23 protein-coding genes are annotated in these 23,094 nt (G+C 70.2%); 6 read left to right on the forward strand and 17 right to left on the reverse strand.

Going from position 1 to position 23,094, the window contains the following annotated elements; translation table 11 throughout:
* Positions 1 to 23 precede the first annotated feature (23 nt).
* The 12 genes from ACFYXK_RS13125 to ACFYXK_RS13180 form a co-directional block, all read right to left on the reverse strand.
* Positions 24 to 1,025, reverse strand: a complete 1,002-nt coding sequence (locus ACFYXK_RS13125) for an NAD-dependent epimerase/dehydratase family protein (RefSeq protein ID WP_389411212.1) — start codon at positions 1,023 to 1,025, stop codon at positions 24 to 26.
* 32 nt (positions 1,026 to 1,057) lie between these two features.
* The gene (locus tag ACFYXK_RS13130) at positions 1,058 to 1,894 is read right to left on the reverse strand and encodes an aminoglycoside phosphotransferase (RefSeq protein WP_389411213.1); all 837 of its coding nucleotides are present in this window, start codon (positions 1,892 to 1,894) and stop codon (positions 1,058 to 1,060) included.
* On the reverse strand, positions 1,891 to 2,547 hold the full coding sequence (locus ACFYXK_RS13135) for a histidine phosphatase family protein (protein ID WP_389411214.1): 657 nt from the start codon (positions 2,545 to 2,547) through the stop codon (positions 1,891 to 1,893). Before ACFYXK_RS13135 ends, ACFYXK_RS13130 begins: the two co-directional genes overlap by 4 nt.
* The gene (locus ACFYXK_RS13140) at positions 2,544 to 3,302 is read right to left on the reverse strand and encodes a phosphotransferase (RefSeq protein WP_389411215.1); all 759 of its coding nucleotides are present in this window, start codon (positions 3,300 to 3,302) and stop codon (positions 2,544 to 2,546) included. Before ACFYXK_RS13140 ends, ACFYXK_RS13135 begins: the two co-directional genes overlap by 4 nt.
* On the reverse strand, positions 3,299 to 4,144 hold the full coding sequence (locus ACFYXK_RS13145; protein WP_389411216.1) for a class I SAM-dependent methyltransferase: 846 nt from the start codon (positions 4,142 to 4,144) through the stop codon (positions 3,299 to 3,301). The genes ACFYXK_RS13140 and ACFYXK_RS13145 overlap by 4 nt, the downstream gene beginning before the upstream one ends.
* A gap of 31 nt (positions 4,145 to 4,175) precedes the next feature.
* The gene (locus ACFYXK_RS13150) at positions 4,176 to 4,688 is read right to left on the reverse strand and encodes a topology modulation protein (protein ID WP_389411217.1); all 513 of its coding nucleotides are present in this window, start codon (positions 4,686 to 4,688) and stop codon (positions 4,176 to 4,178) included.
* 96 nt (positions 4,689 to 4,784) lie between these two features.
* Positions 4,785 to 5,837, reverse strand: coding sequence for a hypothetical protein (locus ACFYXK_RS13155; protein ID WP_389411218.1), 1,053 nt, complete (start codon positions 5,835 to 5,837; stop codon positions 4,785 to 4,787).
* Entirely contained in the window at positions 5,834 to 7,561 is a 1,728-nt protein-coding gene (locus ACFYXK_RS13160) for a carbamoyltransferase (RefSeq protein ID WP_389411219.1), read from the reverse strand. The genes ACFYXK_RS13155 and ACFYXK_RS13160 overlap by 4 nt, the downstream gene beginning before the upstream one ends.
* On the reverse strand, positions 7,561 to 8,517 hold the full coding sequence (locus ACFYXK_RS13165; protein WP_389411220.1) for a thymidylate synthase: 957 nt from the start codon (positions 8,515 to 8,517) through the stop codon (positions 7,561 to 7,563). Before ACFYXK_RS13165 ends, ACFYXK_RS13160 begins: the two co-directional genes overlap by 1 nt.
* On the reverse strand, positions 8,514 to 10,358 hold the full coding sequence (locus ACFYXK_RS13170; protein WP_389411221.1) for a hypothetical protein: 1,845 nt from the start codon (positions 10,356 to 10,358) through the stop codon (positions 8,514 to 8,516). The genes ACFYXK_RS13165 and ACFYXK_RS13170 overlap by 4 nt, the downstream gene beginning before the upstream one ends.
* Entirely contained in the window at positions 10,355 to 10,984 is a 630-nt protein-coding gene (locus tag ACFYXK_RS13175; protein WP_389411222.1) for an HAD family hydrolase, read from the reverse strand. The genes ACFYXK_RS13170 and ACFYXK_RS13175 overlap by 4 nt, the downstream gene beginning before the upstream one ends.
* 51 nt (positions 10,985 to 11,035) lie before the next feature.
* Positions 11,036 to 11,524, reverse strand: a complete 489-nt coding sequence (locus tag ACFYXK_RS13180) for an ATP-binding protein (RefSeq protein ID WP_389411223.1) — start codon at positions 11,522 to 11,524, stop codon at positions 11,036 to 11,038.
* Positions 11,525 to 11,866: 342 nt separating this feature from the next.
* On the opposite strand from ACFYXK_RS13180, the gene ACFYXK_RS13185 reads away from it, so the two are divergent.
* From ACFYXK_RS13185 to ACFYXK_RS13200, 4 genes are all read left to right on the forward strand, one after another.
* Positions 11,867 to 13,255 carry a Tat pathway signal protein gene (locus tag ACFYXK_RS13185; protein ID WP_078632553.1) on the forward strand — a complete coding sequence of 463 codons (1,389 nt, stop codon included), beginning with the start codon at positions 11,867 to 11,869 and terminating at the stop codon, positions 13,253 to 13,255.
* Between the two features lie 75 nt (positions 13,256 to 13,330).
* Entirely contained in the window at positions 13,331 to 13,816 is a 486-nt protein-coding gene (locus tag ACFYXK_RS13190) for a TrmO family methyltransferase (RefSeq protein WP_389411224.1), read from the forward strand.
* 1,030 nt (positions 13,817 to 14,846) lie between these two features.
* Positions 14,847 to 15,044, forward strand: coding sequence for an AlpA family transcriptional regulator (locus ACFYXK_RS13195; RefSeq protein WP_078632552.1), 198 nt, complete (start codon positions 14,847 to 14,849; stop codon positions 15,042 to 15,044).
* A complete protein-coding gene (locus ACFYXK_RS13200; RefSeq protein WP_389411225.1) occupies positions 15,035 to 16,429 on the forward strand; it encodes a tyrosine-type recombinase/integrase in 1,395 nt (464 codons plus the stop codon). The genes ACFYXK_RS13195 and ACFYXK_RS13200 overlap by 10 nt, the downstream gene beginning before the upstream one ends.
* Positions 16,430 to 16,589: 160 nt before the next feature.
* On the opposite strand, the gene ACFYXK_RS13205 is transcribed toward ACFYXK_RS13200, so the two are convergent.
* Together ACFYXK_RS13205 and ACFYXK_RS13210 are read right to left on the reverse strand one after the other, a co-directional pair.
* Positions 16,590 to 18,113, reverse strand: a complete 1,524-nt coding sequence (locus ACFYXK_RS13205; RefSeq protein WP_389411226.1) for an aldehyde dehydrogenase family protein — start codon at positions 18,111 to 18,113, stop codon at positions 16,590 to 16,592.
* Between the two features lie 54 nt (positions 18,114 to 18,167).
* On the reverse strand, positions 18,168 to 19,532 hold the full coding sequence (locus tag ACFYXK_RS13210) for a GAF domain-containing protein (RefSeq protein WP_389411227.1): 1,365 nt from the start codon (positions 19,530 to 19,532) through the stop codon (positions 18,168 to 18,170).
* Between the two features lie 277 nt (positions 19,533 to 19,809).
* On the opposite strand from ACFYXK_RS13210, the gene ACFYXK_RS13215 reads away from it, so the two are divergent.
* The gene (locus ACFYXK_RS13215) at positions 19,810 to 19,992 is read left to right on the forward strand and encodes a hypothetical protein (protein ID WP_030158088.1); all 183 of its coding nucleotides are present in this window, start codon (positions 19,810 to 19,812) and stop codon (positions 19,990 to 19,992) included.
* A gap of 106 nt (positions 19,993 to 20,098) precedes the next feature.
* On the opposite strand, the gene ACFYXK_RS13220 is transcribed toward ACFYXK_RS13215, so the two are convergent.
* Together ACFYXK_RS13220 and ACFYXK_RS13225 are read right to left on the reverse strand one after the other, a co-directional pair.
* Entirely contained in the window at positions 20,099 to 20,554 is a 456-nt protein-coding gene (locus ACFYXK_RS13220; protein ID WP_389411342.1) for an SAM-dependent methyltransferase, read from the reverse strand.
* A 22-nt stretch (positions 20,555 to 20,576) separates the two neighbouring features.
* On the reverse strand, positions 20,577 to 21,371 hold the full coding sequence (locus tag ACFYXK_RS13225) for a hypothetical protein (protein ID WP_389411228.1): 795 nt from the start codon (positions 21,369 to 21,371) through the stop codon (positions 20,577 to 20,579).
* Positions 21,372 to 21,506: 135 nt separating this feature from the next.
* Between ACFYXK_RS13225 and ACFYXK_RS13230 the strand changes: the two genes are divergently transcribed.
* Positions 21,507 to 22,421, forward strand: coding sequence for an oxygenase MpaB family protein (locus ACFYXK_RS13230; RefSeq protein WP_389411229.1), 915 nt, complete (start codon positions 21,507 to 21,509; stop codon positions 22,419 to 22,421).
* Positions 22,422 to 22,485: 64 nt separating this feature from the next.
* On the opposite strand, the gene ACFYXK_RS13235 is transcribed toward ACFYXK_RS13230, so the two are convergent.
* Entirely contained in the window at positions 22,486 to 23,085 is a 600-nt protein-coding gene (locus ACFYXK_RS13235; protein ID WP_389411230.1) for a class I SAM-dependent methyltransferase, read from the reverse strand.
* Positions 23,086 to 23,094: the final 9 nt, after the last annotated feature.

The raw sequence follows: 23,094 nt of genomic DNA on the forward strand, positions 1-23,094 counted from the left end.
GCGACGCCTCCTGGTCCTGCCCGTCATGCCGCGCGGCCGTATGCGGCGGACTCGGCGGCCAGGGCCTGCATGTGGGCCCGCATGCCGTTGTGAATGTCGACCTGGGGCTCCCAGCCCAGGACCTCATGGGCGCGGCCGGGGTTGGCGCGGGTGGTGAGGACGTCGCCGCTGCGCGGGCTCTCCTGGTGAACTTGGACCTCGCGCCCGGCAAGGCTGTTCGCGATGTTGATCACGTCGAGCAGGGAGGCGCTCGAACCGCCTCCCACGTTGATCACTCCGCTGGCCGTCGGGATGGTGGCCGCGGCGATGGTGGCGGCCACCGCGTCGTCGATGTACGTGAAGTCCCGCCGCTGGTGACCGTCCCCGTACAGGCGCAGCGGGTGGCCGGTCAGGGCGGCCGTGAGGGCGCGGTGCGTGAACATGTCGGCGCGCTGCCGGGGGCCGTACACGGTGAAGTACCGCAGGGCGACGACGCTGGTGGGACAGTGAGCCTGGGCGGAGTGCGCGAGGCAGAGTTGCTCCTCGGCGAGCTTCGTGACCGCATACGGGGATGCCGGCTGGGGCCGGTCGGTCTCCACGCTCGCACCGCCGTCGGTGGGTCCGTAGACGCTGGAGGAGGAGGCCGCCACGAGCCGGGGAACGCCCATTCGGGTGACGGCGTCCATGACGCGGTGGGTCGCGAGGACGTTGGAGGCGACGTACTCGCCGAACCTCGGTCCCCATGAGGGACGCACCCCGGGGATTCCCGCCAGGTGGAATACCGCGTTCGCGTCGACGAGAAGCGGATCGATCGCGCAACTGAGGAGGTCGGCGGTGACGTGCATGTACCCCGGAAGCCCCCGCAGGACGGAGAGGTTGGCTGCGGCCGTGCGGTCGGTGGCCGGGTCGCGCCGGTCGACGCCGATGACGACGGCGCCGGCCTGGACGAGGGCGTGCGCGAGGTGGGAGCCGATGAAGCCGGCAGCGCCGGTCACCACAGCCCGACGGGGGACAGCGGCGGTCGGGTGGGACAAGTGCTGTGACACGGGGTTCTCCAGGAATCCAGGGACGGGGTGGCTTAGGTAAGACGGGCCAGAACCGTCCGGCCGTGGGTGCTGAGGGAGAGGTCGTTCTGCTCATGTCCGCGGACCAGGGATGTGACGGCCTCGATCGCTCCGAAGGACTCGAGTAGTCGCTGTTCGGTGTCGTTCAGCGGCTTCCCGTATCCGGTGAAGAACGCCGTCCGCAGGTGGGGTGCCGCCTGCCAGCGGCGGAACTCGAGCCGGGCGAAGTCGCGGATGCGGGCGTCGCGGCGCATGTGCTCGAAGTCGCACAGTCCGAAGGAGTCGCCGAGGAGCCAGTTCCGCGGCTGATAGTCGAGGTGGCACACCGCGCTGTCCATGAGCGTGTTCGCCAGGACATCCGCGTTGTGGCTCAGTCGCTCGCGTTCGAGCGTGGAGATGAGGCCTGCCCGGTCCGCGCGAGCGGTCCAGTCACCCAGCCGCTGGGCGAGGTCCGTGCCGACAGCACCCGAGCGCGGTACAGAAGTGGCGTGGTGCAGCTTGCCCAGCACGCACCCGGCCTCGTGGTGGGCACGCTCCTCATCAGGCGATCCTGGTGCGACGGCATCCGCCCGTACGCCGGGGACAGCAGTCAGGAGTAGGGTGCACGTTCTGTCTTGGCGGCCCACCACGTGGGGCACGTGGCCGGTCAACTGGGATCCCCAGGTGAGATAGGCGTGCAGCTCCCGGACGTACCGGTCGCGTTCGCTGTGCTGCTTGGCGAAGAACTCGTTGCCGTCGGCGTCGACCAGATGCAGGACGCGGTGCGGGAGCGTCGGCTCGTGCACGATCCGGACCGCCCCGAGCGCGCCCCGGGCCAGGTTCAGGCGCGGGTCGTCGAACTGTGTGATCACGCGGCCGCCCCCCGCGCTAAGGCGGCCAGGTGCTCGGTGTCGTTGTGGCGGTCGAGCATCCACCGTCTCTGTCCGAGCCTGTTGAGGTGGTGCTGCCAGCGGGTGATGGACCCGTGGGAGACCGTGAATCCGGCTGGGGAACCGAGAGGGATTCCCAGGAGCAGGGTGTGCGCGACGATCACTGTCTCGCCGTGCGAGGCAACCAGGACGCGCTCGCCCTCGTGCTGGTCGATGAATTCCTGCAGGAAGCGGCCGGCCCGCTCCAGGTAGCCGTTCCACGTGTCGGATCCAGCAGCCCAGGGCCTGTCCGGGTGGGCATGCGGCCCACCGTCGGCAGCGTCCTTCACCTCGGTCCAGGGCATGCCGTCAGCGGCCCCGTGGACCGGGCCGTCGAGACGATCGTCGGCGGACACGGGGATGCGAAGGGCCTGGCTGATGATCTCCCCGGTCTGGCGCAGGCGAATGCGAGGGCCGGCGTAAAGCGCGTCGAACGGCTTGTCGCGGTGCTCGGCGGCAAGGCGGAGCGCGACTCGCTCGACCTGCGCGTATCCGCGGTTGGTCAGCCCGGTGCAGGTGCGCGGGCCTCCCACCAGGCCGTCGAGGTTGCACTGGGCCTCGCCGTGGCGGATGAAGAAGAGTTCGGTGGTGATCATGCGGAACCTCGGAGGAAGAGTCGGGGCCAGGCGTAGCGGTAGCCGTTGCGCCCGATGTAAGGAGCGGTCAGTACGGAGTGCAGGGCGAGGAAGTCGTCCAGTCGCTCGCGGTCCGTGGTGCCGAGCCGGGTGGCGTGGCGTTCGGCGGCCTCGTTGTACGTGAGCAAGGCGGCGTCGATGGCTGGGGCCGGGAGGGGCCCGTACGTCAGGCTCAGCGTCACGATCAGCTTCGCCAGGTCGTAACCCATCGGGGCCAGCGTGAGGTCGTCGGTGTCGACGGTGTAGATGCCGTCGGCCTCGGTGACGATGAAGTTCCGGGGATTACTGTCTTTGTAGAAGGCAGTTGGCCCCTCGGCGGTCTTCTCCAGCAGCCCGAGCATCGCCTGGAGGGCAGCCGGGTCCGGCAGGTGGCCCTGCTCGAGTCTTCTCCGCAGGGCGGTCTGGCGGGGACCGATGTAGTCGTCGAACGCGGTGCCGTCGCGGAATCGGTGTGGGGTGTTCAGCGCGGCCGGTCGGAGGTCGCTGGTCCAGGCGGCTCCATGGGCGTCGCCCAGCAGCGCGGCGAGGGACGGCAGGTCCTCGGGCCGGGCCGGGCGCCCGTCGATCCGCTCGTACGTCAGGCTGGTCGGCCCGACCACCGACAAAGCCGGCAGGCGCAACGGCCGTACGTGCTCGGCGAGCCAAGCGTGGTGGCGGGCTGCCGAGGCTACCGAGCCAGGCGTCTCGTAGTGCTTGGTGAAATAGCGGATCCTCACTGCTGTCCTCCCCGCGCCTGGGCCACGACGAAGGTCACGAGGGAGTTGGTGGTGAGAGGCCGGTCCGGCAGAACCTCGTGCAGGGTCGCCGCGAGGGCGCCCGCATTGCCGTACAGGCCGGGGGCCAGGTTGTACTTCGGGTTGGTGGCCAGGTACTCGGCCAGGTGGTCATGGCCGTCGAAGGTGAAGATGTGCTCCTCGTGCTCCACAACGAGCACATCGAGCGACACAGCGGCTACGTCGGCGAGGTTGCCGCTGTGCACCGAGACGTACAGGCTTTCGTGCTGCTCGGCTCGCCGGTCGAGGCCGGCGGCAGCGACCAGCTGGTCCATCTCTCGATAGCTGTCGAGCCCCTTCGTGACGAGCACGGCCAGACCGCCGGGAGCGAGCGCCCGGTCGATCTCCGCGACAACCGCCTGCGGGCGCGGTGAGTGGTACAGGCAGAACGCGGCGACGACGATGTCGCACGACCCGGCCGGCACGGGGAGACGGTGGAAGTCCCCCTGCATAAAGCTCACCGGGAGGCCGGGTAGCCGCTGGGCGCGCTGGCGGGCGTGCTCGATCAGGGCCGGCGCGGCGTCGAGGCCGACGACGCGCCGGGGCCTGAGTTCCTGGGCGAAGGCGAGGCTGCTCGTGCCGCGCCCGCAGCCCAGGTCCAGTACCAGGCCGAGACGGTCCGGTCGCTCGTGGTGGTTGCGCACCAACCCGACGATCGTGTCCGGTACGGGCCCCCCGGAGGTCTTCGCCCGCATCAGGGCATTGGACCGGCCGGCCAGTCGAGAGGCGTGCCCGTACAGCTCCGTCTGCCGCCCGGGGTCCAGGAAGGGGTTGGTGCCGCTCATGCCGCGCCCTCCACTCGGGGGCGTGGAGTGCTCAGCGGTGCTCGGCGGCGACCTCCCGCAGCCAGCGGCGCGTCTGCCGCCGGTTGGACAGCAGCACCACGTCGGCACGGCCCGAGGCGAACTCCTCGATCTTGGCCATCACGCGCGGGCGCATCTTGCGGCGGTACGTCGCCACGTACTTGATCACACCCCAGTGGATGCGGTTGTGCACGCCGTTGCCCTTGTGTCCGGCCCCGTGCCGGATCTGCCGGGAGAGGACCCCGTACAGCGCGGCCATGGTCGAGACGTCCATCAGGACCACCGTGTCGCAGGCTTCGAGCCGGATCTGCAGCGTCGAGTTGTAGTTCCCGTCGATCACCCACCTCGGCTGCGAGACGAGCTCCCGCTGTAGGGCGGTGAACTTCTCCGAGGGCAGCTCGTTCCACTCGTCGTCGTAGTACGCGGCGTCCAGGTGGGTGACCGGGGCGTCGAGAATCCTGGCCAGCTCGCGTGCCAGGTACGACTTGCCGCTGCCCCCGCAGCCGACGATGGCGACCTTCTTCATGGTGCTCCAGCGTAGAGGTGCACGGGTGCTCGGTCGCACCCGCCGTTCGAACTGGTTCGGCGATTCCAGACGCCATGGCCTGGGAGGTCAGCTGCGTCATGCCGCTCCCCGTTCCACCGAGACGGGGCCGGCGGTCGTGGCCAGGACGGCTTCCAACGCGTCGGCCTGCCGACTCAGGCGGAACAGGTTCAGGCGGTCCAGGCAAGCCGCGACCAAGTCCGCGTGCTGCTGGGTGCCGGCGATTCGCTGGAAGTGGTTCAGCCGCTCGATCACCTCGCCACCGGAACTGACGATCAGCTCCTCGGGCACGAAGCGGTCGGCGTGAAGGATGTCGGCAGGGGTGAGCGGGAGGCAGCCGGCGAGCACGGCCTCGAAGATCCGCTGCGTCATCTGCCCGGCGGCGGCGTACCGCTCCGGCAGCATGAGCACCGTCGCCAGGGACCTGCCGTACACGGCGTGGACCGCCTCGAACGGGAGCCTGCCGAGGAATCGGACGTGGGGCCAGCGGCTGTTCTTGGTCCACTTGCCCCCGACCAGGTGGTCGAACCGGGCGGCGGCCGGCGCGAAGAAGCGGTCGAAGTGCTCGTCGCGGTCGTACTGGTTGCCGACGTACCCGAGGACGAGGTCCCGAGGCTTCTGGGCGAGGGCGACCGGATCCGCCGAGGCGAGGAGCTGGTCGTCGACCGGGAAGAGCAGGCGGTGGGCGCCCGGTGTCGGTTCGAGAGCGGCCTCGCACACGCTGGTCTGAGGGGCGCGCCGCAAGACGCTGTCCAGCGGGAGCTGGCGGTCCTTGTCCCAGATCACGGCGGGCGTCTTCTTGCGCACGGTGTACCGGTTGACCAGTTCGGCTTGGCGGTGCAGGTCGCAGGTGTGCCCCTCGGTGCCGCACGGGGTGGTGTTGCGCCCGTTGATCGCCCAGCGCCACTCCAGGAACAGGACATCGATGTCCGGGCTGCCGCCGTGGAATGTGTAGGCGTTCCCCAGGTCATCGCCGGCCTCGAGCAGGTCGCGGTTGGCTTGCAGGAAGACGATCTCGTGGCCGCGGGCGAGGAGGGCGTCGATCAGTGGGCGGCGGTGGCTGCGTCCCCCGTCCGGTGTGTCGGTGATCCCGTTGCCGAGGAAACCCCAGAAGCTGTATCCGATCTTCACTTGGTGATCCACCGGCCTTCCAGGAGCAGGGCGTCCAGCCCCGAGCTGACCAGGCAGTTCAGCGCCATCTCCGGTGTCCCGCAGATCGGCTTGCCCTTGACGTTGAGCGAGGTGTTGATCAGCACGGGTACCCCGGTGCGGCGGGCGAAGGCGCTCAGCACGTCGTGCATGAACGCGTTCTGCGACCGGGCGACGGTCTGCAGCCGGGATGTTCCGTTGGCGTGCACGATGGCCGGCAGGCGTTCGCGCGCCTTGTCGGTCACGCCGGACGCCATCGACATGTACGGGGCCTCCTGACCGAGGGTGAAGAACTCCCCGGCACGTTCCGCCAGGACCATGGGGGCGAACGGGCGGAACGGCTCCCGGAACTTCACGGTGGCGTTCAACCGCTCGACGACCCCGGGCTCCAGGGGGGAGGCGAGGATCGAACGGTTCCCCAGGGCGCGGGGGCCCGCCTCGACCTGGCCCTGGAAGAGGCCGACGATCATTCCATGGGCGAGCTGGTCGGCGAGGAACTCTGCGGTCTCGACGCCCAACGTCTTCTGCTGGAGATCGGGCCACGGCGTGAGGTCGAGGGCCTGGTTCTGGAACGACGGTCCGAGGTAGCAGGCCCGGGCGACGCCGGACACGGGCCGCTGGCTGCGGCTGCCGGTGTGCACGGCGATGGCGGCTCCGATCGCGGTGCCGGCGTCGCCCGGGGCGGGCGGGACGAATACCTCGTCGAAGATGCTCTCCTCGATGATCCGGCCGATGCTCACGCAGTTCGTGGCGACTCCACCGCCTACACACAGACGGCGCGATTTGGTGGTCATCTGCGCCCGGCGGGCCAGGTGCACCATCACCTGCTCGGTGCGCTCCTGGAGGGCCGCGGCCAGATCCCTGTGGACGTCTTGGAGCGGCTCGCTCGGGTGACGTTCGGGGCACGTCTCGGTGACGAAACGCCGGGAGGTCCGCGGATAGCCCGAAGTCAGTACGCGAGGCGGGAAGTACCCGGGGTCGACCACGAACCCCGTCGGCGTGGTGCGCACAGCCCGGGCGAACAGGTGCCGGAACCGCTCCGGGTCGCCGAGGGCGGCGAGCGCCATCACGGTGCCCTCCTCGTCACCCCGGCGCCACCCGAGGTGCTCGGTGACCGCGCCGTACACGTAGCCCAGGGAGGCGGGGTCGTTGATCACCTCCAGGGTGCGGGCGGAGGGGTGGAGCGCGTCTTGCCCGCGGGCGATGGTCGTGGTCTGACGCTCGCCGAGGCTGTCGACAATGAGCACGGCGGACTCGTTCCACCCGGAAGCGGCGAACGCCGCAAGCTGGTGGGCCCGGTGGTGCAGGACAGGGAGGACGCGGGCAGAGGGGAACCGCCGGCCGAGCGCGCGCGTGCGCAGTTGGGTTCGCAGTGCCACCTTGGCGAAGCCGCGAGCCCTCGGCAGCGCCCGGTCGCGCGTCGTCGGCGACAACGCCAGGCGAAGGGCCGCCGACGACTCGGCGAGGTAGTGGGCGGGCTGGAAGTTGTAGGCCACCGCGTCGATGTCCGCGGCGGTGAGCCTGGCCTCTCCCAGCAGCCAGTCGACAGCGTGCTGGGGATAGTCCTTGGTGTGCTTCTGCTGAGAAAGCCGCTCCTCCTCGACGAAGCCGATCAGCTCTCCGTCCACGAGTAGGGCGGCGGAGGAGTCGTGCGTGAAGGAGCACAGGCCGAGGATGACCGAGGGCGCGCGGTTCGTGGCCGCCATCACCGCATCCCCGCCGACTCGAGCCTGGTGGAGGTGCGGGCACGGTGGTTCAGCTCGCCGTACCAGGCGGTCAGCGCCTCGCCCAGCGGGCCGTCGGTCTTGTCGGCGACCCGCCACGCCTGGTCACGGGAGCCCTCCTTCCACAGGCGGTAGCTGTGGAGGGTGGCTGCCATCGTGTCCCAGCCCGGGTGGCCGGTCACGTCCCGCGCCACGACTTGGTCGAGGAGGCCGTCGAAGCCCCGCCATGGGGTGGTGAGGTCCGGCATGATCGAGCTCGCGGTGATCGAGCTCAGCTGCTCGGCCTGGTCCAGGTGGTCGTCGTAGATGTGCAGCGATCCCACGTGGTGGTGGAACTCGCCCAGCTCAGCGTCGAGCCAGCCCGCGACCAGCTCGTGCAGCACGGTGTAGAAGAACAGGTCGTACGGCATGCCGATCCACACGTCCTGACCACGCATCGTGGTCGACATGTGCAGGCGGCCGGCACGCAGGTAGAAGCGAAAGCCCAGCGTGCAGGGCACGTCCTTGTGCCCGGCGGCGTCCTGGGCCGGGTCGTAGAGCTGGATCAGCGCCCGGCGGGAGTCGGGGTCCTCCTTCAGGAGCTCGACGACGCGGCTCAGCTGATCCACGCTGCCCGACCAGTTCCGCATCCGCGGTCCGTACGCACCCCGCAGGACACCGTCGTCGGCGTACTGCCGCAGATTTGCGTTGTAGTCGAAGATCCACGGGGCGTCCGAGCCGGAGAGGTGCCACACCGTCTCCGCCACGGCGAAAGCGGGGTTGATGACGCGCACCGGCGGCGCGGACAGCAGGCGGGCCCGCGGCTGGGTCAGTCGCATATGGACGTCGAGGACCTCACGGGTCGCCATGCCGCGCGGGCTGACCCTCTCGCCGCTCTTGGCCAGGGCGACAGCGCCGACGAAGAGTTCGGCGACGCTGTCGGCGATCAGGTGTGTCATCGGGAGGTTGCTCCTTCGCCTTGCGGCAGTTCGGACTCGGTGCCGCGGGCATCGTGGTGGGAGTGCGTGGAATGGCCGTCGTTGCGGCGGGTGATGAGGCGCGCGACCTGGGCGGCGCTGTCGCCGCGCCACCGGCACACCGTGTCCGTTGCGGCCGGGACTTCAGGCGGGCGCGGTCCGGACAAGGCGGCGAGGGCACCGGCGACGTCATTGGAGGTGCTGCACCGCCGTGCGAGGCCGTGTTCGGAGAGTCCGAGCGTGCGCTCGCCGGGTGATCCGATTTCGAGCACCGGAACGCCCACCAGGGCGGCTTCGATACCGCACGTCGAATAGGCGCTCGCCAGAGCATCGGCACCGGCGAGGCAGCCGCGAGCGCCGACCCGGGGATCGGCGACGGCGACGAGCGGCCGGCCGTCCCGTTCGAGTAGAGGGGCGAAGACGTCCACGCTCTGCGCAGGGTGTGGCGCGATGACGAGGCCCCAGCTGTCGCCGGCCTTCCACAGGCCGTCCAGGAGGAGATCCGCCTGCGTTTTGAGCCGGTCAGGTCCGAAGGGCTGGCAGGCCCACACGGCGATACGGCTAGGTCCTGGGCCAAGGGTGGGTGCCAGGAGCGTCTCCAGGTAGCGCCGCTGGGCCTGGCTGTCGAGCTCGGCGAGCGCATCGAAGCGGGGCTGGCCCAGGACATGGACTTCGGCATCAGGGTGGCGGGCCCACGCCCTGGCGAGAGGGAGATCCCTTTCACCCATGACGACGATGTCCTGGCTGTGAAGCGCGGGCCATGCGACCGACTCGGCCGTCCAGGCCCCGTGCTGAACGTGCACGGTGTTCGCGCCATGGCGCTCTGCCGCATGGACAGCCAACGCACCAAGTGGGCTGGTGTCGTTGCTGACGAGGACGGTGTGCGGCCGGGTTGCGGCGAGAACGCCGTCCAGCCAAGTCTCCGCCTGGATCACGGAGCGCCACGAGGGCTGGGTGCACCCGCCGCTCGTCTCCAGTAGTACGGACACGAGACGGACCAGGCGGGCTAGTTGAACCTCGTGCTCGTCGACCCGGACGACGCGCCCGTCGTCCGGCGCCCGCAGATCGTCCACAGATCCGGAGAGGTCGAAGAGACCGGTCGGGGGCGAGCACAGGTTCACCCTCGCGACTTCCGGAGCCGGGCACCGCTCGGCCGGGTCGGTCGCCAGGTCCACCACGAGGCTCGGGGAGCCCTCTCGGGCCAGTTCCTCCAGCACCGGCAGGAGAGTGTCGGCGTGACGGGAAGACCACGACAGTGCCACCACCTCGCTCCGCGGCAGCTCCGAGGGAGCCTGGCTCGGTGCCGCTACGGCTACTGGGCGGGGAGGGAGGTTGCGTAACTGAGGGGAACGGCGTGGGTTGCGGGGGGCCGCGGCTCCGAGCAGGTAGGCGATGCCCGACCAGGTGACGGTGTACGCGCGGTATTCGCGGGAGCTGCTCGACCGCAGCCCGACGAGTCCTTCGTGCGGCGCGGGCTTCAGCGGACCGGGGGCCTTCGCGAACGGCTCCCAGGCGCTGAGCGCGGCCAGCTTGCGTACGACCTGCGTGACCAGGCGCCGCGTTGGGACGTGCTGGACGTACGTCCACCCCGCGCCACCCGACGTCCTGGCGAAGTCAGCGCCGTACGCTTCGAGAGACTCCATCACCTGGTCCACCCGTGCTTCGGCTGATGCCGGTTCGACGGGCAAGGCCTCCAGCTCGGACGTGGCGATCCGGTCGGCCTTCATGGTCGCGAGAGCGCCCTCGCCGACCAGGGCCCACAGGGGCTTGCCAGCTGACTCCGCCCGGGCGATGCCGAGGGCCCTGCGCTTGGGCGATGTCATACCAGGCTCCCCTCGAGGAGCGGCCCGGCGTCCATGAGGCGCAGCAGGTCCTTCGGGGATTCGGCGACGACGGGGGCCGGGCGGCCCGGGGCGCCGTAGCCCCAGGCCGCGTGCACGTACGGGACGCTGGCACGGCGCGCGGCCTCCTGATCAACCGCCATGTCGCCGATGTACAGCGCATCGGCCGGGTCGGCGCCGAGGTCGATGAGGGCAAGCAGGATCGGGTCCGGCGCAGGTTTGCCCCGGCCCACCCCATTCGGAGTGCGCACCGTGGCGAACGGGACGCCGAGCTGGGCCAAGAGGGGGGCAGCTCGGTCCAACGGCTTCGAGGTGACGATTCCCAGCCGCCACTCGGCAGAGGCGAAGGCGTGCAGGACTTCCGCGACGCCGTCGAACTGTCGGGCGAGATGGGACGCGGCCGTCGATGCCTGGGAGTACGTCTGGTGAATCGCCTCGGCGTCTGCGAGGCCGAGCTGGTCCATGATGTCGGCGAAGGGCCGGCCCAGGTGACGCTCGTACATCTCGAATGGCACGTTGAGGCCGTGGTCCTTCTGGACCTGGTGCCAGGCGCTCTCCATGACGGGGCGGGTGTCGACGAGCACGCCGTCCAGGTCGAGTAGAAGCACGCGCAGGGGCGTGAGCCGAGATGGCATGAGGTGATCTCCAAGGGGAGGGGCTCAGGGGGTTACGGGGGGATCCGCGCGCTTGATGAAGGCGATCACACGCTTTCCGCTGCCGTCCTTCAGGGGGCAGGCCGTCCACACGTCGGCCATCGCCGACACGAGGCACAGACCGCGCCCGCTGATGGCGTAGAGCGAGGGAATGCGCGGCACCGGAGGCTGCGGGGACTTGTCCTCCACCTCGATCCCCACGACGCCGTCCTGTAGAGCGAGCGTCAGCGTGATCTCATCGACGGGCTCGCAGTCCGCAATAGCGGGCAGGACGCAGCTGGCGTTGGGAGCCCGGCCGTGCCGCTCGGCGTTGGTGGTGAGCTCGCTGACGATCAGTACGGCCTGATCGAGGAGGTCTCCGGCACCCCAAGCCGTCAGCGCGTTGCGGGTGAAGGACCGGGCCCTGCCCGGCGCCCTGTCGTTGGCCGCCAACCTCAGGCTCGTCTGTTGCTCGGGGGCGTCAATTACGCTGCCCAGGCTCGTGATTCCGTCCATGCTCGCCCTCTCGCAGCTCGTGCCTGCGCCCGTGGTGGGCTCGATCGGCCGTCTAGTCGGAGCACTCGAAGCGGTGGAGGTTCTGCAGCTGAAGTGCCGCCGCCGACGGGTGGTTCTCGCGCTGTGCGCCGGGCTTGAGGGAGGCGGGCCGCCGCTACCCGGAACGGGTCGGAGGCAGTCATCAGGCGTCTGGCTGGTCTTCACCGGTCTCCTCCCGAGCGAGGGCAGTTGGTGGTTTCGTTGACCAAGAGCGAACCGTGAATCACACCGCGGCGGTATCTCCGGACGGCAACCGAGGCCGTCAAACCCGTCAAAGATCGTTTTCGTGAACCGAGGTAGACGATGGCGCGCGAGCGAAACGTGAAGCTGGCCGACGCGATCGCGGAAACCGGCTGGTCGCAGCCGAAGGTGGCGGCCGCCTTCGTGAGGGTCGCGGCTGAGGTCGGCGCGCAGGAATTGCTGGGAACGAGCCGCTCGCACGTCGCCATGTGGGTGGCAGGCACCCAGCCCTCCGGTAGAGCGCCCTCTATCTTGTGCGAGACGTTGTCGCGTCGGCTTCAACGCCCCGTCACCGCAGCCGAAATCGGGCTCTCCTTAACGGACATGGGTGCGGCCGCGGCATCCGAGTGGCACGTCGATACGCTGACTGCGCTGGTAGACCTTGGGAGAAGCGACGTGGACCTCGAACGCCGCCGGCTGCTGGTCGGTGCCGCCTACTCGGTGGGCGGCCTGACCCTGCCTGGACAGCAGTGGTGGGACGAGGCTCCTCAGCGGGCGGAGTCCCGGCAGGCCGCGACGAGCCGCCGGGTTGGGGCCGCAGAGGTCAGCGCTGTACGTGAGATGACGGAGTTCTTCTCTCGGCGAGACCAGCGACACGGCGGCATGGACGGCCGCACGGCTCTCTACCAGTACCTTGTCGATGATGTCGCCAGATACATCGGCGGGGTGTTCACCAGCGACGACACTCGCCGCGCACTCCTCGCCGCCGCCTCAGAGGCGGTGTACGTCGCCGGCTGGATGAGCTTCGACGCCTCACACCACGAAGCCGGGCGGCGCTACTTCACCCTGGCCCTCAAGCTGGCGGCCGAAGCCGACGATGCTCCGCTCGCCGGCCATATCCTGCGGGCGATGGCTCACCAGGCAACGGACCTCGGCCACCCGCAGACTGCTGTCGACCTCGCCACGGCCTCCGTCGAACGGAAGCGGTATACGTTGGCGACACCCCGCGAGAGGGCACTGCTCGGTGTGGTGCAAGCACGCAGCCTTGCCGCCGATGGGCAGAAACGGGCGGCGATCGCAGCACTCCTACGGGCCGAGGACGACCTTGCTGCGGCGGGCGCCGGTGACGAGGATCCGAGTCGGGTGTGGTTCTTCCAGCGGGCATCCCTGGCCCACGAGACCGCGCGCACCCTGTGGACGCTAGGCGATCTCGACGGAGCGCTCCGAGAGTTCAACAACAGCGTGCTGACACGGAAGGCCGACACCTTCAGCCGTACCCATGCGGTGACGTTGGGCTACATGGGCACGCTGCAGGCCCGCAAGGGCAACGTCGAGGCCGCGTGCATGACGTGGGCACAGGCGCTGGACGCAATGGAAGGCGTGCAGTCGGGCCGAGTGCGTGAGGCCGCCGTGAACATGCGAAGGGTGCTGTCCCCCTTCCGTAACCGGGGGATCAGCGCGGCGGCGGAGATCGACGAGCGCGCCAAGGCCGTACTCGAACGAGTAGCCTGACGGCGCCATGGTGGTGAAGGCGGACGTCCAGTGGTCGACCGCCTTGCTGTGTCGCGAGCGGAGAAGGGGGAAGGCGTGTCCGCAAAGTCCATCGAGGTGCCGGTGATCGCCGACGTGGTCGGAGGCCACAAGGGGCGGCTTGACGACTTCAAGGGCGGTGTCGAGTCGATCATTCGCCTGCGCCCGGAGTACCCGGTGGAGACGCTGCAGGGGATCGAGGAGTTCTCCCACCTCCAGGTCACCTGGTTCTTCAACTTCGGCTCTCCCGACGACGTTGCTCTCCACGCCCGCAGTCCGCGCGACAATCCGGCGTGGCCGGCGACGGGCACCTTCGTGCACCACAACCACCGGCGCCCGGCCCGGCTCGCGACGTCGTTCCCGCGGCTGCTCCGCATCGACGGGCGAGACCTGCACGTCACCGACCTCGACGCCGACGAGGGCACCCTGGTAGTGGACCTGGTGGCCGTCTTCGAGGAATTCCTGCCGAGGGGCGCCGTTACGCAGCCCGCGTGGCCCGGGGAGATGCTGGAGGACTACTGGAAGGACGCCGCCGAACGCTGACCCGGTGCGCTGATGCCCGGCTCGCCTGGGGGAGTTGATGCGGGCGCCCTGACAGCCGGAGGTCTCGTGCCGCAGAGCACCGTCCAGCCGCCCTTCCAGGGTCTTGCCGTGTACAAGGTGCGGCTCGACCTTGGCCTCTCGCCGACTCCGCCAGCGTGACTCCATCGTCAGCCGCCTGCGCAGCGGTCGTTCTGCTCATCCTCGGACCGTTGCTGACCCGAACCCCTGCTGGCCTCCTCGCCGCGAGCGTCGCCTACACCGTCGTCCGCCTGATCGAGCTGGGCCAGTTCCGGCCTGCGGCCTCCCGCTCTGCGGACTCCTCCTGGCCCTCGGTTGAGTCCCGGCGCCCTCATGCTCGGCGTCCTGGTCGCCGTGGCCCTCTCCGTCATCGAACTCCTCGCCAGTGTCGCCCGCCCGCACGACGCCTCCTGGCCGCGGTCGACGCCCAGGCCGAGACCATTGAATGGTTCGTCCTGACATGGAGTCCAACGTCGAATTAGGGCCGCTGCCAATTTGATTTCCAGGAGTCATGGATTTGGTCGTCGACGGGCCCGCGTAGCAGGCAGTCGTGCCTCCGAGACCAGATCGCTCACGGCAGACGGCGACGGGCCCAACAGGACTGGAACATCTCGCAGGTGCATGTCAATCTACAACCTCCCCGATCATCCGTCGTTCCAGGGCGCTCTGCATTACGTCACCGCGTCGTAGTCCAAGGAGGGCAGCTGCTTGAGAGTCCTGTTCGTGCGCTCAGAGGTCCAGGTTGCCGGCCTTGTAGTGAGCAGCGGAGGTACCCGAAGGCTCGCTTATGCAGCCCGTCCGGGTGGCGCCGTCGGCGGCGGCGCGAAATATAGCGGATGATCCCCGGTTTCCGAAACCTGGGATTGTGCGGACCATTGCCTCTGTTCGCAGTTGCTGCACTTGGCGGTGGGGCGAAGCGAACGCAGCTGTCCACCCGCCGTGGGGGTCGGAATGCAATGCGCTTTCCTGCCTTGCGATCGAGGCCACCTGATATGCAGAGATGAGGAGAAGTATGGCTCGCCCGCCTGCCTTGAAACTTGCGGAGGTTCTGGCAGAAATCCGCATGAGTCCGTCGGCGTTCTATCGGATGCGTGCGCGGGGGAACGCGCCCAGCATGATCAAACTGCCAAATGGTGAACTCAGGTGCCGTCGTTCCGATCTGGATGCCTGGTGGGAGGCTTGCGAGAAGGATTCTGACACTTGGCGCTGAGTTACAACGTTCGCTTCTGGGACATACGTGAGCGCCCGGATCGGCGTAAGCCATTCATGGTGCGGTGGACGGTCAGCGGGCTCGAAAAGTCAGAGTCGTTCATGACCTTCGGCCTTGCCGAGAGTCGGCGTTCGAAGCTGATGACGGCAGCCCGCGAAGGCGAGGCATTTGACGAAGAGTCGGGGCTGCCGTCGTCGGAGCTGCGAGCGCTACGGCAGAAGACGACATGGTACGACCTCGCGCATGAGTACCTCGAGCAGCGGTGGGCTCGGACGCCCGGGAACACGCGTCGAACCCTTGCAGACGCGTTTGCCACCGTCACCCCCGCCTTGGTTCGTCCGGGATCCGTCTATCCGGAGCCGAGGGTGCTGCGGCGGGCGCTGTACTCCTACGCGTTCAACAAGAAGGCGTGGGAGCAGGAGCCGCCCGAGGAGTGGAGGAAGGCGCTCGATTGGGTCAAGAGGAATTCCCTGCCCCTTGGTTCCCTGAACGAGGCCGCCGTCATGCGTCGAGCGCTGGACGCGCTGTGCCTCAAGCTGGATGGGAAGCCTGCTGCAGCCAAGACCACGCGTCGCAAGCGGTCGGCGTTCAGTGAAGTGCTCAACATGGCTGTGGAGAACGGATACTTCGTCGATAACCCCCTTGCGGGGATCAGGTGGAACGCTCCGTCGGTCGAGGACGAGGTCGACCCGGCTTCTGTGCCCAACCCGCTCCAGGTCGCTCGCTTGCTTGCGGCGGTGGGGCAACATCGGGGCCGTGGCCCCCATCTCGAGGCGTTCTTCGGCTGTATGTACTTCGCGGCCATGCGGCCGGCTGAGGTGATTCACCTCCGTCTCGAGCAGTGCCACTTGCCTGAGACAGGATGGGGTTTGCTCAACCTGACGGGTGGCGTCGTCACGGCGGGCAAGGACTGGACGGACGACGGTGAGGTCTACGAAGTCCACTCGCTCAAGCGCCGTGCTGCGACGGCGACTCGCCCCGTTCCCATTCCGCCGCAGTTCGTCCGCGTCCTGCGTGCCCACGTCGAGCGCTTCGGTGTCGCCCCGGACGGGCGGCTGTTCCAGAACCAGGCAGGCAACTACGTGGAGGCGGCGGCGTACGGGATCACGTGGTCGAGGGCGCGGGAGTACGTCCTGACCCGCACGGAGCTCGCGGCCGGCCTGGCGAAGCGGCCCTACGACCTCCGGCATGCCGGGATCTCGTTCTGGCTCCACTCGGGTGTTGACCCTGCTGAGTGTGCGCGGCGGGCTGGTCACAGCATCCATGTCCTGTTCAAGTACTACGCCAAGTTCCTCGATGGCGTTCAGGAGCAAGCCAACCGTCTCATCGAGCAGTCCATGGAGGAGTGGGACCGCGTCAGCAAGGGCGTGCCGCCCACCCCGTGAGTCAAGTTTGGTCCGTGACTGGTCCGGAACAGCCGGTCTGGAGTGGGAGAGGCGCGGGAGGAACTGGGAGGAACAGGAAAAATTGATATCCGCGTCGAGCGGGTCACGCCAACGGCGCCTGACGGGCAAAAGCCCAGGTCAGGCGCCGTTTCTCGTGCTCCTAGAAGAATCCGAGCTTCTTCGGCGAGTACGAGACGAGGAGATTCTTCGTCTGCTGGTAGTGCTCCAGCATCATCTTGTGGGTCTCGCGGCCGATGCCCGACTGCTTGTAGCCGCCGAAGGCGGCGTGGGCCGGGTAGGCGTGGTAGCAGTTCGTCCAGACGCGGCCCGCCTGGATCGCACGGCCCGCGCGGTAGGCGGTGTTGATGTCGCGGGTCCACACGCCGGCGCCCAGGCCGTACGCGGTGTCGTTGGCGATGCGGACGGCGTCGTCGAAGTCCTGGAAGGACGTCACCGAAACGACCGGGCCGAAGATCTCCTCCTGGAAGATCCGCATCCGGTTGTCGCCCTCGAAGATGGTCGGCTCCACGTAGAAGCCGCCCGCCAGGTCGCCGCCGTGGTCGATCCGCCGGCCACCGGTGAGGATCTTCGCGCCTTCCTGCTGGCCGATCTCCACGTACGACAGGACCTTGCGCAGCTGCTCCTCGGAGGCCTGCGCGCCGATCATCGTGTCCGTGTCCAGCGGATGCCCCGGCACGATCAGTTCGGTGCGGGCCACCGCCGCGTCGAGGAAGTCGCCGTACCGGCCGCGCTCGATCAGGGCGCGGGAGGGGCTCGTGCACACCTCGCCCTGGTTGAGGGCGAACATGCTGAACCCCTCCAGGGCCTTGTCGCGCAGGTCGTCGTCGGTGGTCCAGATGTCGTCGAAGAAGAGGTTGGGGCTCTTGCCGCCGAGTTCGAGGGTGACCGGCTTGAGGTGCTCCGCCGCGTACTGCATGATCAGCCGCCCCGTGGACGTCTCCCCGGTGAACGCGATCTTCGCCACGCGCGGGCTGGACGCCAGCGGCTTGCCCGCCTCCTCGCCGAAGCCGTTGACGATGTTCACCACACCCGGCGGCAGCAGGTCCGCCACCAGGCTCAGCCAGTAGTGCACCGAGGCCGGGGTCTGCTCGGCCGGCTTCAGCACCACCGTGTTGCCCGCCGCGAGCGCCGGAGCCAGCTTCCACACCGCCATCAGGATCGGGAAGTTCCACGGGATGATCTGCCCGACCACGCCCAGTGGCTCGTGGAAGTGGTAGGCCACGGTGTCGTCGTCGAGCTGGCTGAGCGCGCCCTCCTGGGCGCGCAGTGCGCCCGCGAAATAGCGGAACTGGTCGATGGCCAGAGGAATGTCGGCGGCGAGGGTCTCCCGGATCGGCTTGCCGTTCTCCCAGGTCTCCGCGACGGCCAGGGCCTCCAGGTTCTGTTCCATCCGGTCCGCGATGCGCAGCAGGACGGTCGAGCGGTCGGTGACCGAGGTGCGCCCCCAGGAGGGCGCGGCTGCGTGCGCCGCGTCGAGTGCCCGCTCCACGTCCTCGGCCGTGCCCCGTGCCACCTCGGTGAACGGCAGGCCGTTCACGGGGGAGGGATCGGCGAAGTACCCGCCGAGGGCGGGCTCGACGTACTCGCCGCCGATGAAGTGGCCGTAGCGGGACGCGTACGACATGAGCGCGCCTTCGGTACCGGGCGCAGCGTAACGGGCCATGGTGTCCTCCCCTTGCCGGGCGCCGTCCGCCGTCGGACAGCGCTCGCGAGGAGGCTAGGAGCGACCGGGTTGCGGATACGTTGCACGGCGCGGCGGCGCCGGATCCCGCCGGGCGGGGGGTGGTGGGGCGCAGAGTGCGGGTGCGGTGGCGGGGTGGGGTCCTGTGGTGCCGAGTTCGCTGTCGAGGGCCCGTACGCGGGCCTGCGCGGCCGGGCGTCCCTCCGGTGGCAGCGCCGCGGCCAGCGCCCGCCACACCGCCGGATCGTCCGCGCCCCACGGGGTGCACACCCAGTCGGTCAGCAGCGCCGCGTCCGCCCGGGCGATCACGGCAGCCCGTGCCTGGTCCTCGATCCGGCGCCGCAGCCGCACGATGCCCGGTGCGGTCGAACCGGGGAGCAGCGGGCCCGCGTAGTGGTGGAGCGCCGCCGACACGGCGCCGGCCGCCAGGTGGCGGGTCACGACGGTGAAGTCCGCCTCCAGCGGCGCCGCCGTACGGTAGGGCCGCGAGAGCGGGGCCCGGGCCCCCAACAGCCCGCGCAGCCGTGACATTTCGGCGCGCAGGGTCACCGGTGACACCGACTCGTCCTCGTACAGCGCGATCGCCAGCTCCTCACCCGACAGTCCCTCGGGGTGATGGGCGAGCAGCGCCATGATCTCGCTGTGGCGCCGCCCCAGGCGGATCCTGGCGCCGTCACCGCCGACCAGCAGGGCCTCGTCCCGGCCCAGGGCGCCCAGGGTGTCCCCGGCGGCCTGCGGGAACGGGTCCAGCAGCGCCAGCTGGGCCTCCGCGGCCCGGGCCACCGCCTGCACGAAGGCGAGGGAGTGCGGATGGGCCAGGCCGTCGCCGCCGGTGATGTCCACCGCGCCGAGCAGCCTGCCGGTACGGGGGTCGCGCACCGGGGCCGCCGCACACGTCCAGGGGTGGACCGGGCGGCTGAAGTGCTCGGCGCCGAAGACCTGGACCGGTTCCCCGAGCGCGACCGCCGTTCCCGGTGCGTTGGTCCCCATCGCCGTCTCGGCCCAGCGCGTGCCCGGTACGAAGCCGAGGCCCTCCGCCCGGCGCAGCGCGGCCGTCTCGCCCTCCACCCACAGCAGGCTGCCCCGCGCGTCGCACACCGCCAGGAGATGGGCGCCCTGCGCCGCGAAGGCCCCCACGAGGTCCCGGAACACCGGCATCACCCGGGCCAGCGGGTGCTGCGCGCGGTACGACCGCAGTTCCGCCTCCGCCAGATCCACCCGGGGCGTGCACTCCGGGCCGACCCGGGCCCGGGCGCACCGCCGCCAGGACTTCGCGATCACGGCCCGGACCGGGGCCTCGACCAGCCCGTCCTGCGTGAACGCGGTGTGCGCCCGCCGCAGCACGCGCGTGCGCTCGGCGGGATCCGTCCCGCCCGGCAGCGCCACCGACGGATCGTCCATCTCACCCTCCCGTGGTGCCGCGGTACCCGGAGCGCCCCATCGTCGTCCCGGTCCCGGGTCCCGGCAAGCACCACGTCGGCCATGCGGCGCCGAAACGCCGCCAGGCCCTGCCGGGCGGCACTCCCGCCGGGCGGTCCGGCCCGGCGGTCCGGCCCGGCGCGCGGTCGTCCGCGGCGCCGGCAGGGCCGGGACCGCCGCAGCCCCGGGGCCCGGGAACGCGCAGTCGCGGTGACGCGTTGAGGGGGTAGTGGTCGACGACAGCTGGAGGTGTCCGCAGATGTCCAAGCGCGGCAAGGTCGCGGTTGCCGGAGTCGCGGCAGCCATCGTGTTGTTCTGGACGGTCGGGTTCTGGGCAGGGCTGCTGGTCCTGATCGGGGTGCCGGCGGCCGCCTATCTGCTGCTGGACTCCTCCCAGCGGCGTCGTCTGCGGGGTATATCCAGGAAGCAGCTCGGCCGCTGAGCGGGCGCGGCCGGATCCGGCGACGACCGCTACTGCCCGGGGTCGGCCCGGCGGTCCGGGTCGGGACGGAGCGTGTGGGCCCGCGCCGCGGCGCTGCGGCCCCGGGTCAGTAGTAGTCCCGCATCAGCGTCGTGGCCCACTCCGGCTGGTGCGGTTCCCCGCGCGGGCCGAATTCGGCCAGGTACGGCTTCAGGTCGAGCACCGGGGTGCCGTCCACCGCGTCCAGACCCTCCACGTGCACGTCGAGGCCGTCCACCTTCAGGATCCGGCACCGGGAGAGGCCCAGCCGGTTCGGCCTGTTCTTGCCGCGCTGCGCGAAGATGCCGACCAGCGGCCAGTCCGGGTTGCCCCGGGGGTGCCGTGCGCCCGTCTCGATCTTCTCCACCGGGACGCGGTCGAAGTGGAAGACGACCTCGAGGTGCGAGAACTCCGCCAGCCCGTACAGGGCCTCCGGGCCGAACCGTCCGGCGTCCAGGCGGATCACGGCCGTCTCCCGCCCCCAGTCGTCGTCGACGACCTCCGCGCGGCCGCCCACGACCACGGCCACCGGCTCCGACTCCACCAGCACAGCGTCTCCCTCGGGTTCAGGCCGGGCGTACGGCGATGCGGTCCAGCGCCGTCAGCAGCTCCGGCAGTTTCGGCAGACCGCGATCGGGATCCCCTTCGAGGGGGACCGCGAGCACCTCGCCCGCCTCCTCGTCCAGCAGTACGAAGGCCGCGCCGTCGGTCCGGGCCACCAGCGACCACCCGGGTCCGTCCACCCGCAGGGTCCGCGCGCCCTCGTCCGCGAAGGACGACCGCACCCGCCCGGGCGGCGGCGGGCTCTGCGTGTACTCCACGGCCTCCTCGAGCGCCCGCGCGAGCCCGGGGTGCGCCGCAGCCGCCGCCCCGCCGTCCGTCGCGACGCGCTCGCGCCAGTCGGACCACTCCCGGGCGATCTGGTCCGCGCCCATGCGCCGCTGCACCGGACCCCACGCCTCGGCGGAGGGCGGCGCCAGCGGCACCCGCCCGGTGCCGTCGGCGCCCTGCTCCGGATCGTGCGGATCAGGGATTCCCGGCGTCGCCACCGACAGGTCCAGCGGCCAGCCCGCCAGCGAGACCACGATCGTCCGCTCGTCCGGCGACAGGTCGTACTCCATGCCGCAGTCCCAGGAGGCGATCGCCATGGCCACGAGGGAGACGTCGTCCACGACGACGGTCCAGCGCGCACCCTCCTCGTCCTGGCCGAGTACCAGCCCGTACCCCCGCGCCACCGGCTTCACGCCCAGCAGCGCGCAGGCCTCCGGGAAATCGTCGCCCAGGATGCCCGGGAACTGCGCAGGGGTCAGCAGCACGGCGGTCAGCACATAGAGCGAACCGCCCTCCTCCTCGTCGGACACGTGGCCTCCCGGTCGCTCTCTCGTCGGCGCACCCTAACCAGCGGGTAACCCCCGCGTCGAGAGCCTGCGGGCGACGATTTCCAAGCCCGCCACCTGCACGTAGAGTTGGGTCCCCGCCACAGAAAGGGACACCCGGTGCAGCGTTACGACCGGCTGAGGGAGATCCTCCGTCTCGACCCCGACAAGGACTTCCTCACCATCTACCGGCTCACCGCCACCTACGAGTTCCCCTGGGACTTCACCCGCGCGCTGGAGCTCGCCCTCTTCCGCACCTACGCGGTGCCCGGCATCGGCCGCCTGCTGGCCGAGACCGCCGAGTTCACCGACCGCCCGCAGAAACGCTACGACGACACCGCGCTGCTCCTCGACGCCGTCGTGGAGCACGGATTCGAGAGCGAGACCGCGCGCACCGCGATCCGCCGCGTCAACCAGATGCACCGTGCCTACGACATCGGCAACGAGGACATGCGCTACGTCCTGTGCACGTTCGTGGTGATTCCGGTGCGCTGGCTGGACGCCTACGGCTGGCGCCCGATGACCCACCACGAGCGCCGTGCCAGCGCGAACTACTACGCCGAACTCGGTCGGCACATGGGTATCACGGACATCCCGGGCTCCTACGAGGAGTTCGAGGAGACCCTGAACGCCTACGAGGAGGCCCACTTCGGCTGGGACGAGGGCGGCCGCAAGGTAGCCGACTCCACCATCGGCCTGATGGCCTCCTGGTACCCGGCCCCGCTCGCCCCCGCGGTGCGCGCACTGAGCCTCTCCCTCCTCGACGAGCCGCTGCTGTCCGCCTTCCGCTACGAGAGCCCCCGCCCCCAGGTCAAGGCGCTGTTCCGGGGCGCCCTGAAGCTGCGCGGCCGCGCCGTCCGGCTGCTGCCGCCGCGCAAGGCCCCGCACTACGCCCGGCAGAACCCGGAGATCAAGGGCTACCCCCACGGCTACGACGTGGGCGAGCTCGGCACCTTTCCCGTGCCCGGCTCGGGGGGATGCCCCGTGCCGCATCCCCGCAGGCCGGCCGGGGCCGAGGCCCAGCCTCCGGCGTGATCCGGGGCACCTCCCCGGACCCCGGGCGAGGTGCCGACGTACAAGGTGTGTGAGCGGTGTGCGGTCAGGCGCGGCGCACCGCGAGCGCCAGGAAGCGGGCGTCCTCGTCGGCGTACGAGGTCATGTCCCAGCCCGAACCGGCCAGCAGCGGGCGGAGGTTGTGCTCGGCCCGCTGGTCGTCCGGCGTCAGCTCGCGTCCCTGCCGGGCCGCGAGTGCGGCTCGCCCGATCGGGTGGAACAGGGCCAGCCGGCCGCCGGGGCGCACGACGCGGGCGAGCTCGCGCAGGTTCGCCTCCGGGTCGGGCAGGTGCGCGATCAGCCCTGCCGCGAAGACGGCGTCGAGCACCCCGTCGCGCAGGGGCAGCCGGGCCACGTCCGCGAGCAGCAGCGTGCCCGCCGCGTCCCGGCCGGCCCGCCGCGCGGCGGCCAGCATCTGCGGGGTGAGGTCCGCGCCGAGCACGGTGCCGGCTGGGCCGACGGCGGCGCGCAGCGCCGGCAGCGCCCGCCCGGTTCCGCAGCCCGCGTCGAGCACGCGCTCCCCGGGGCGCAGGCCGGACTCGGCCACGGCGGTCGTGAACGCGGGCCCGTCGTCCGGGAACTTCCGGTCCCAGTCGGCGGCGCGTGCCCCGAAGAACTCCTGTACGTGCGTGTGGTCTTCGCTCATGCGGACATG

The sequence above is a fragment of the Streptomyces sp. NPDC002209 genome (genome assembly GCF_042890265.1).
GTDB lineage: Bacteria > Actinomycetota > Actinomycetes > Streptomycetales > Streptomycetaceae > Streptomyces.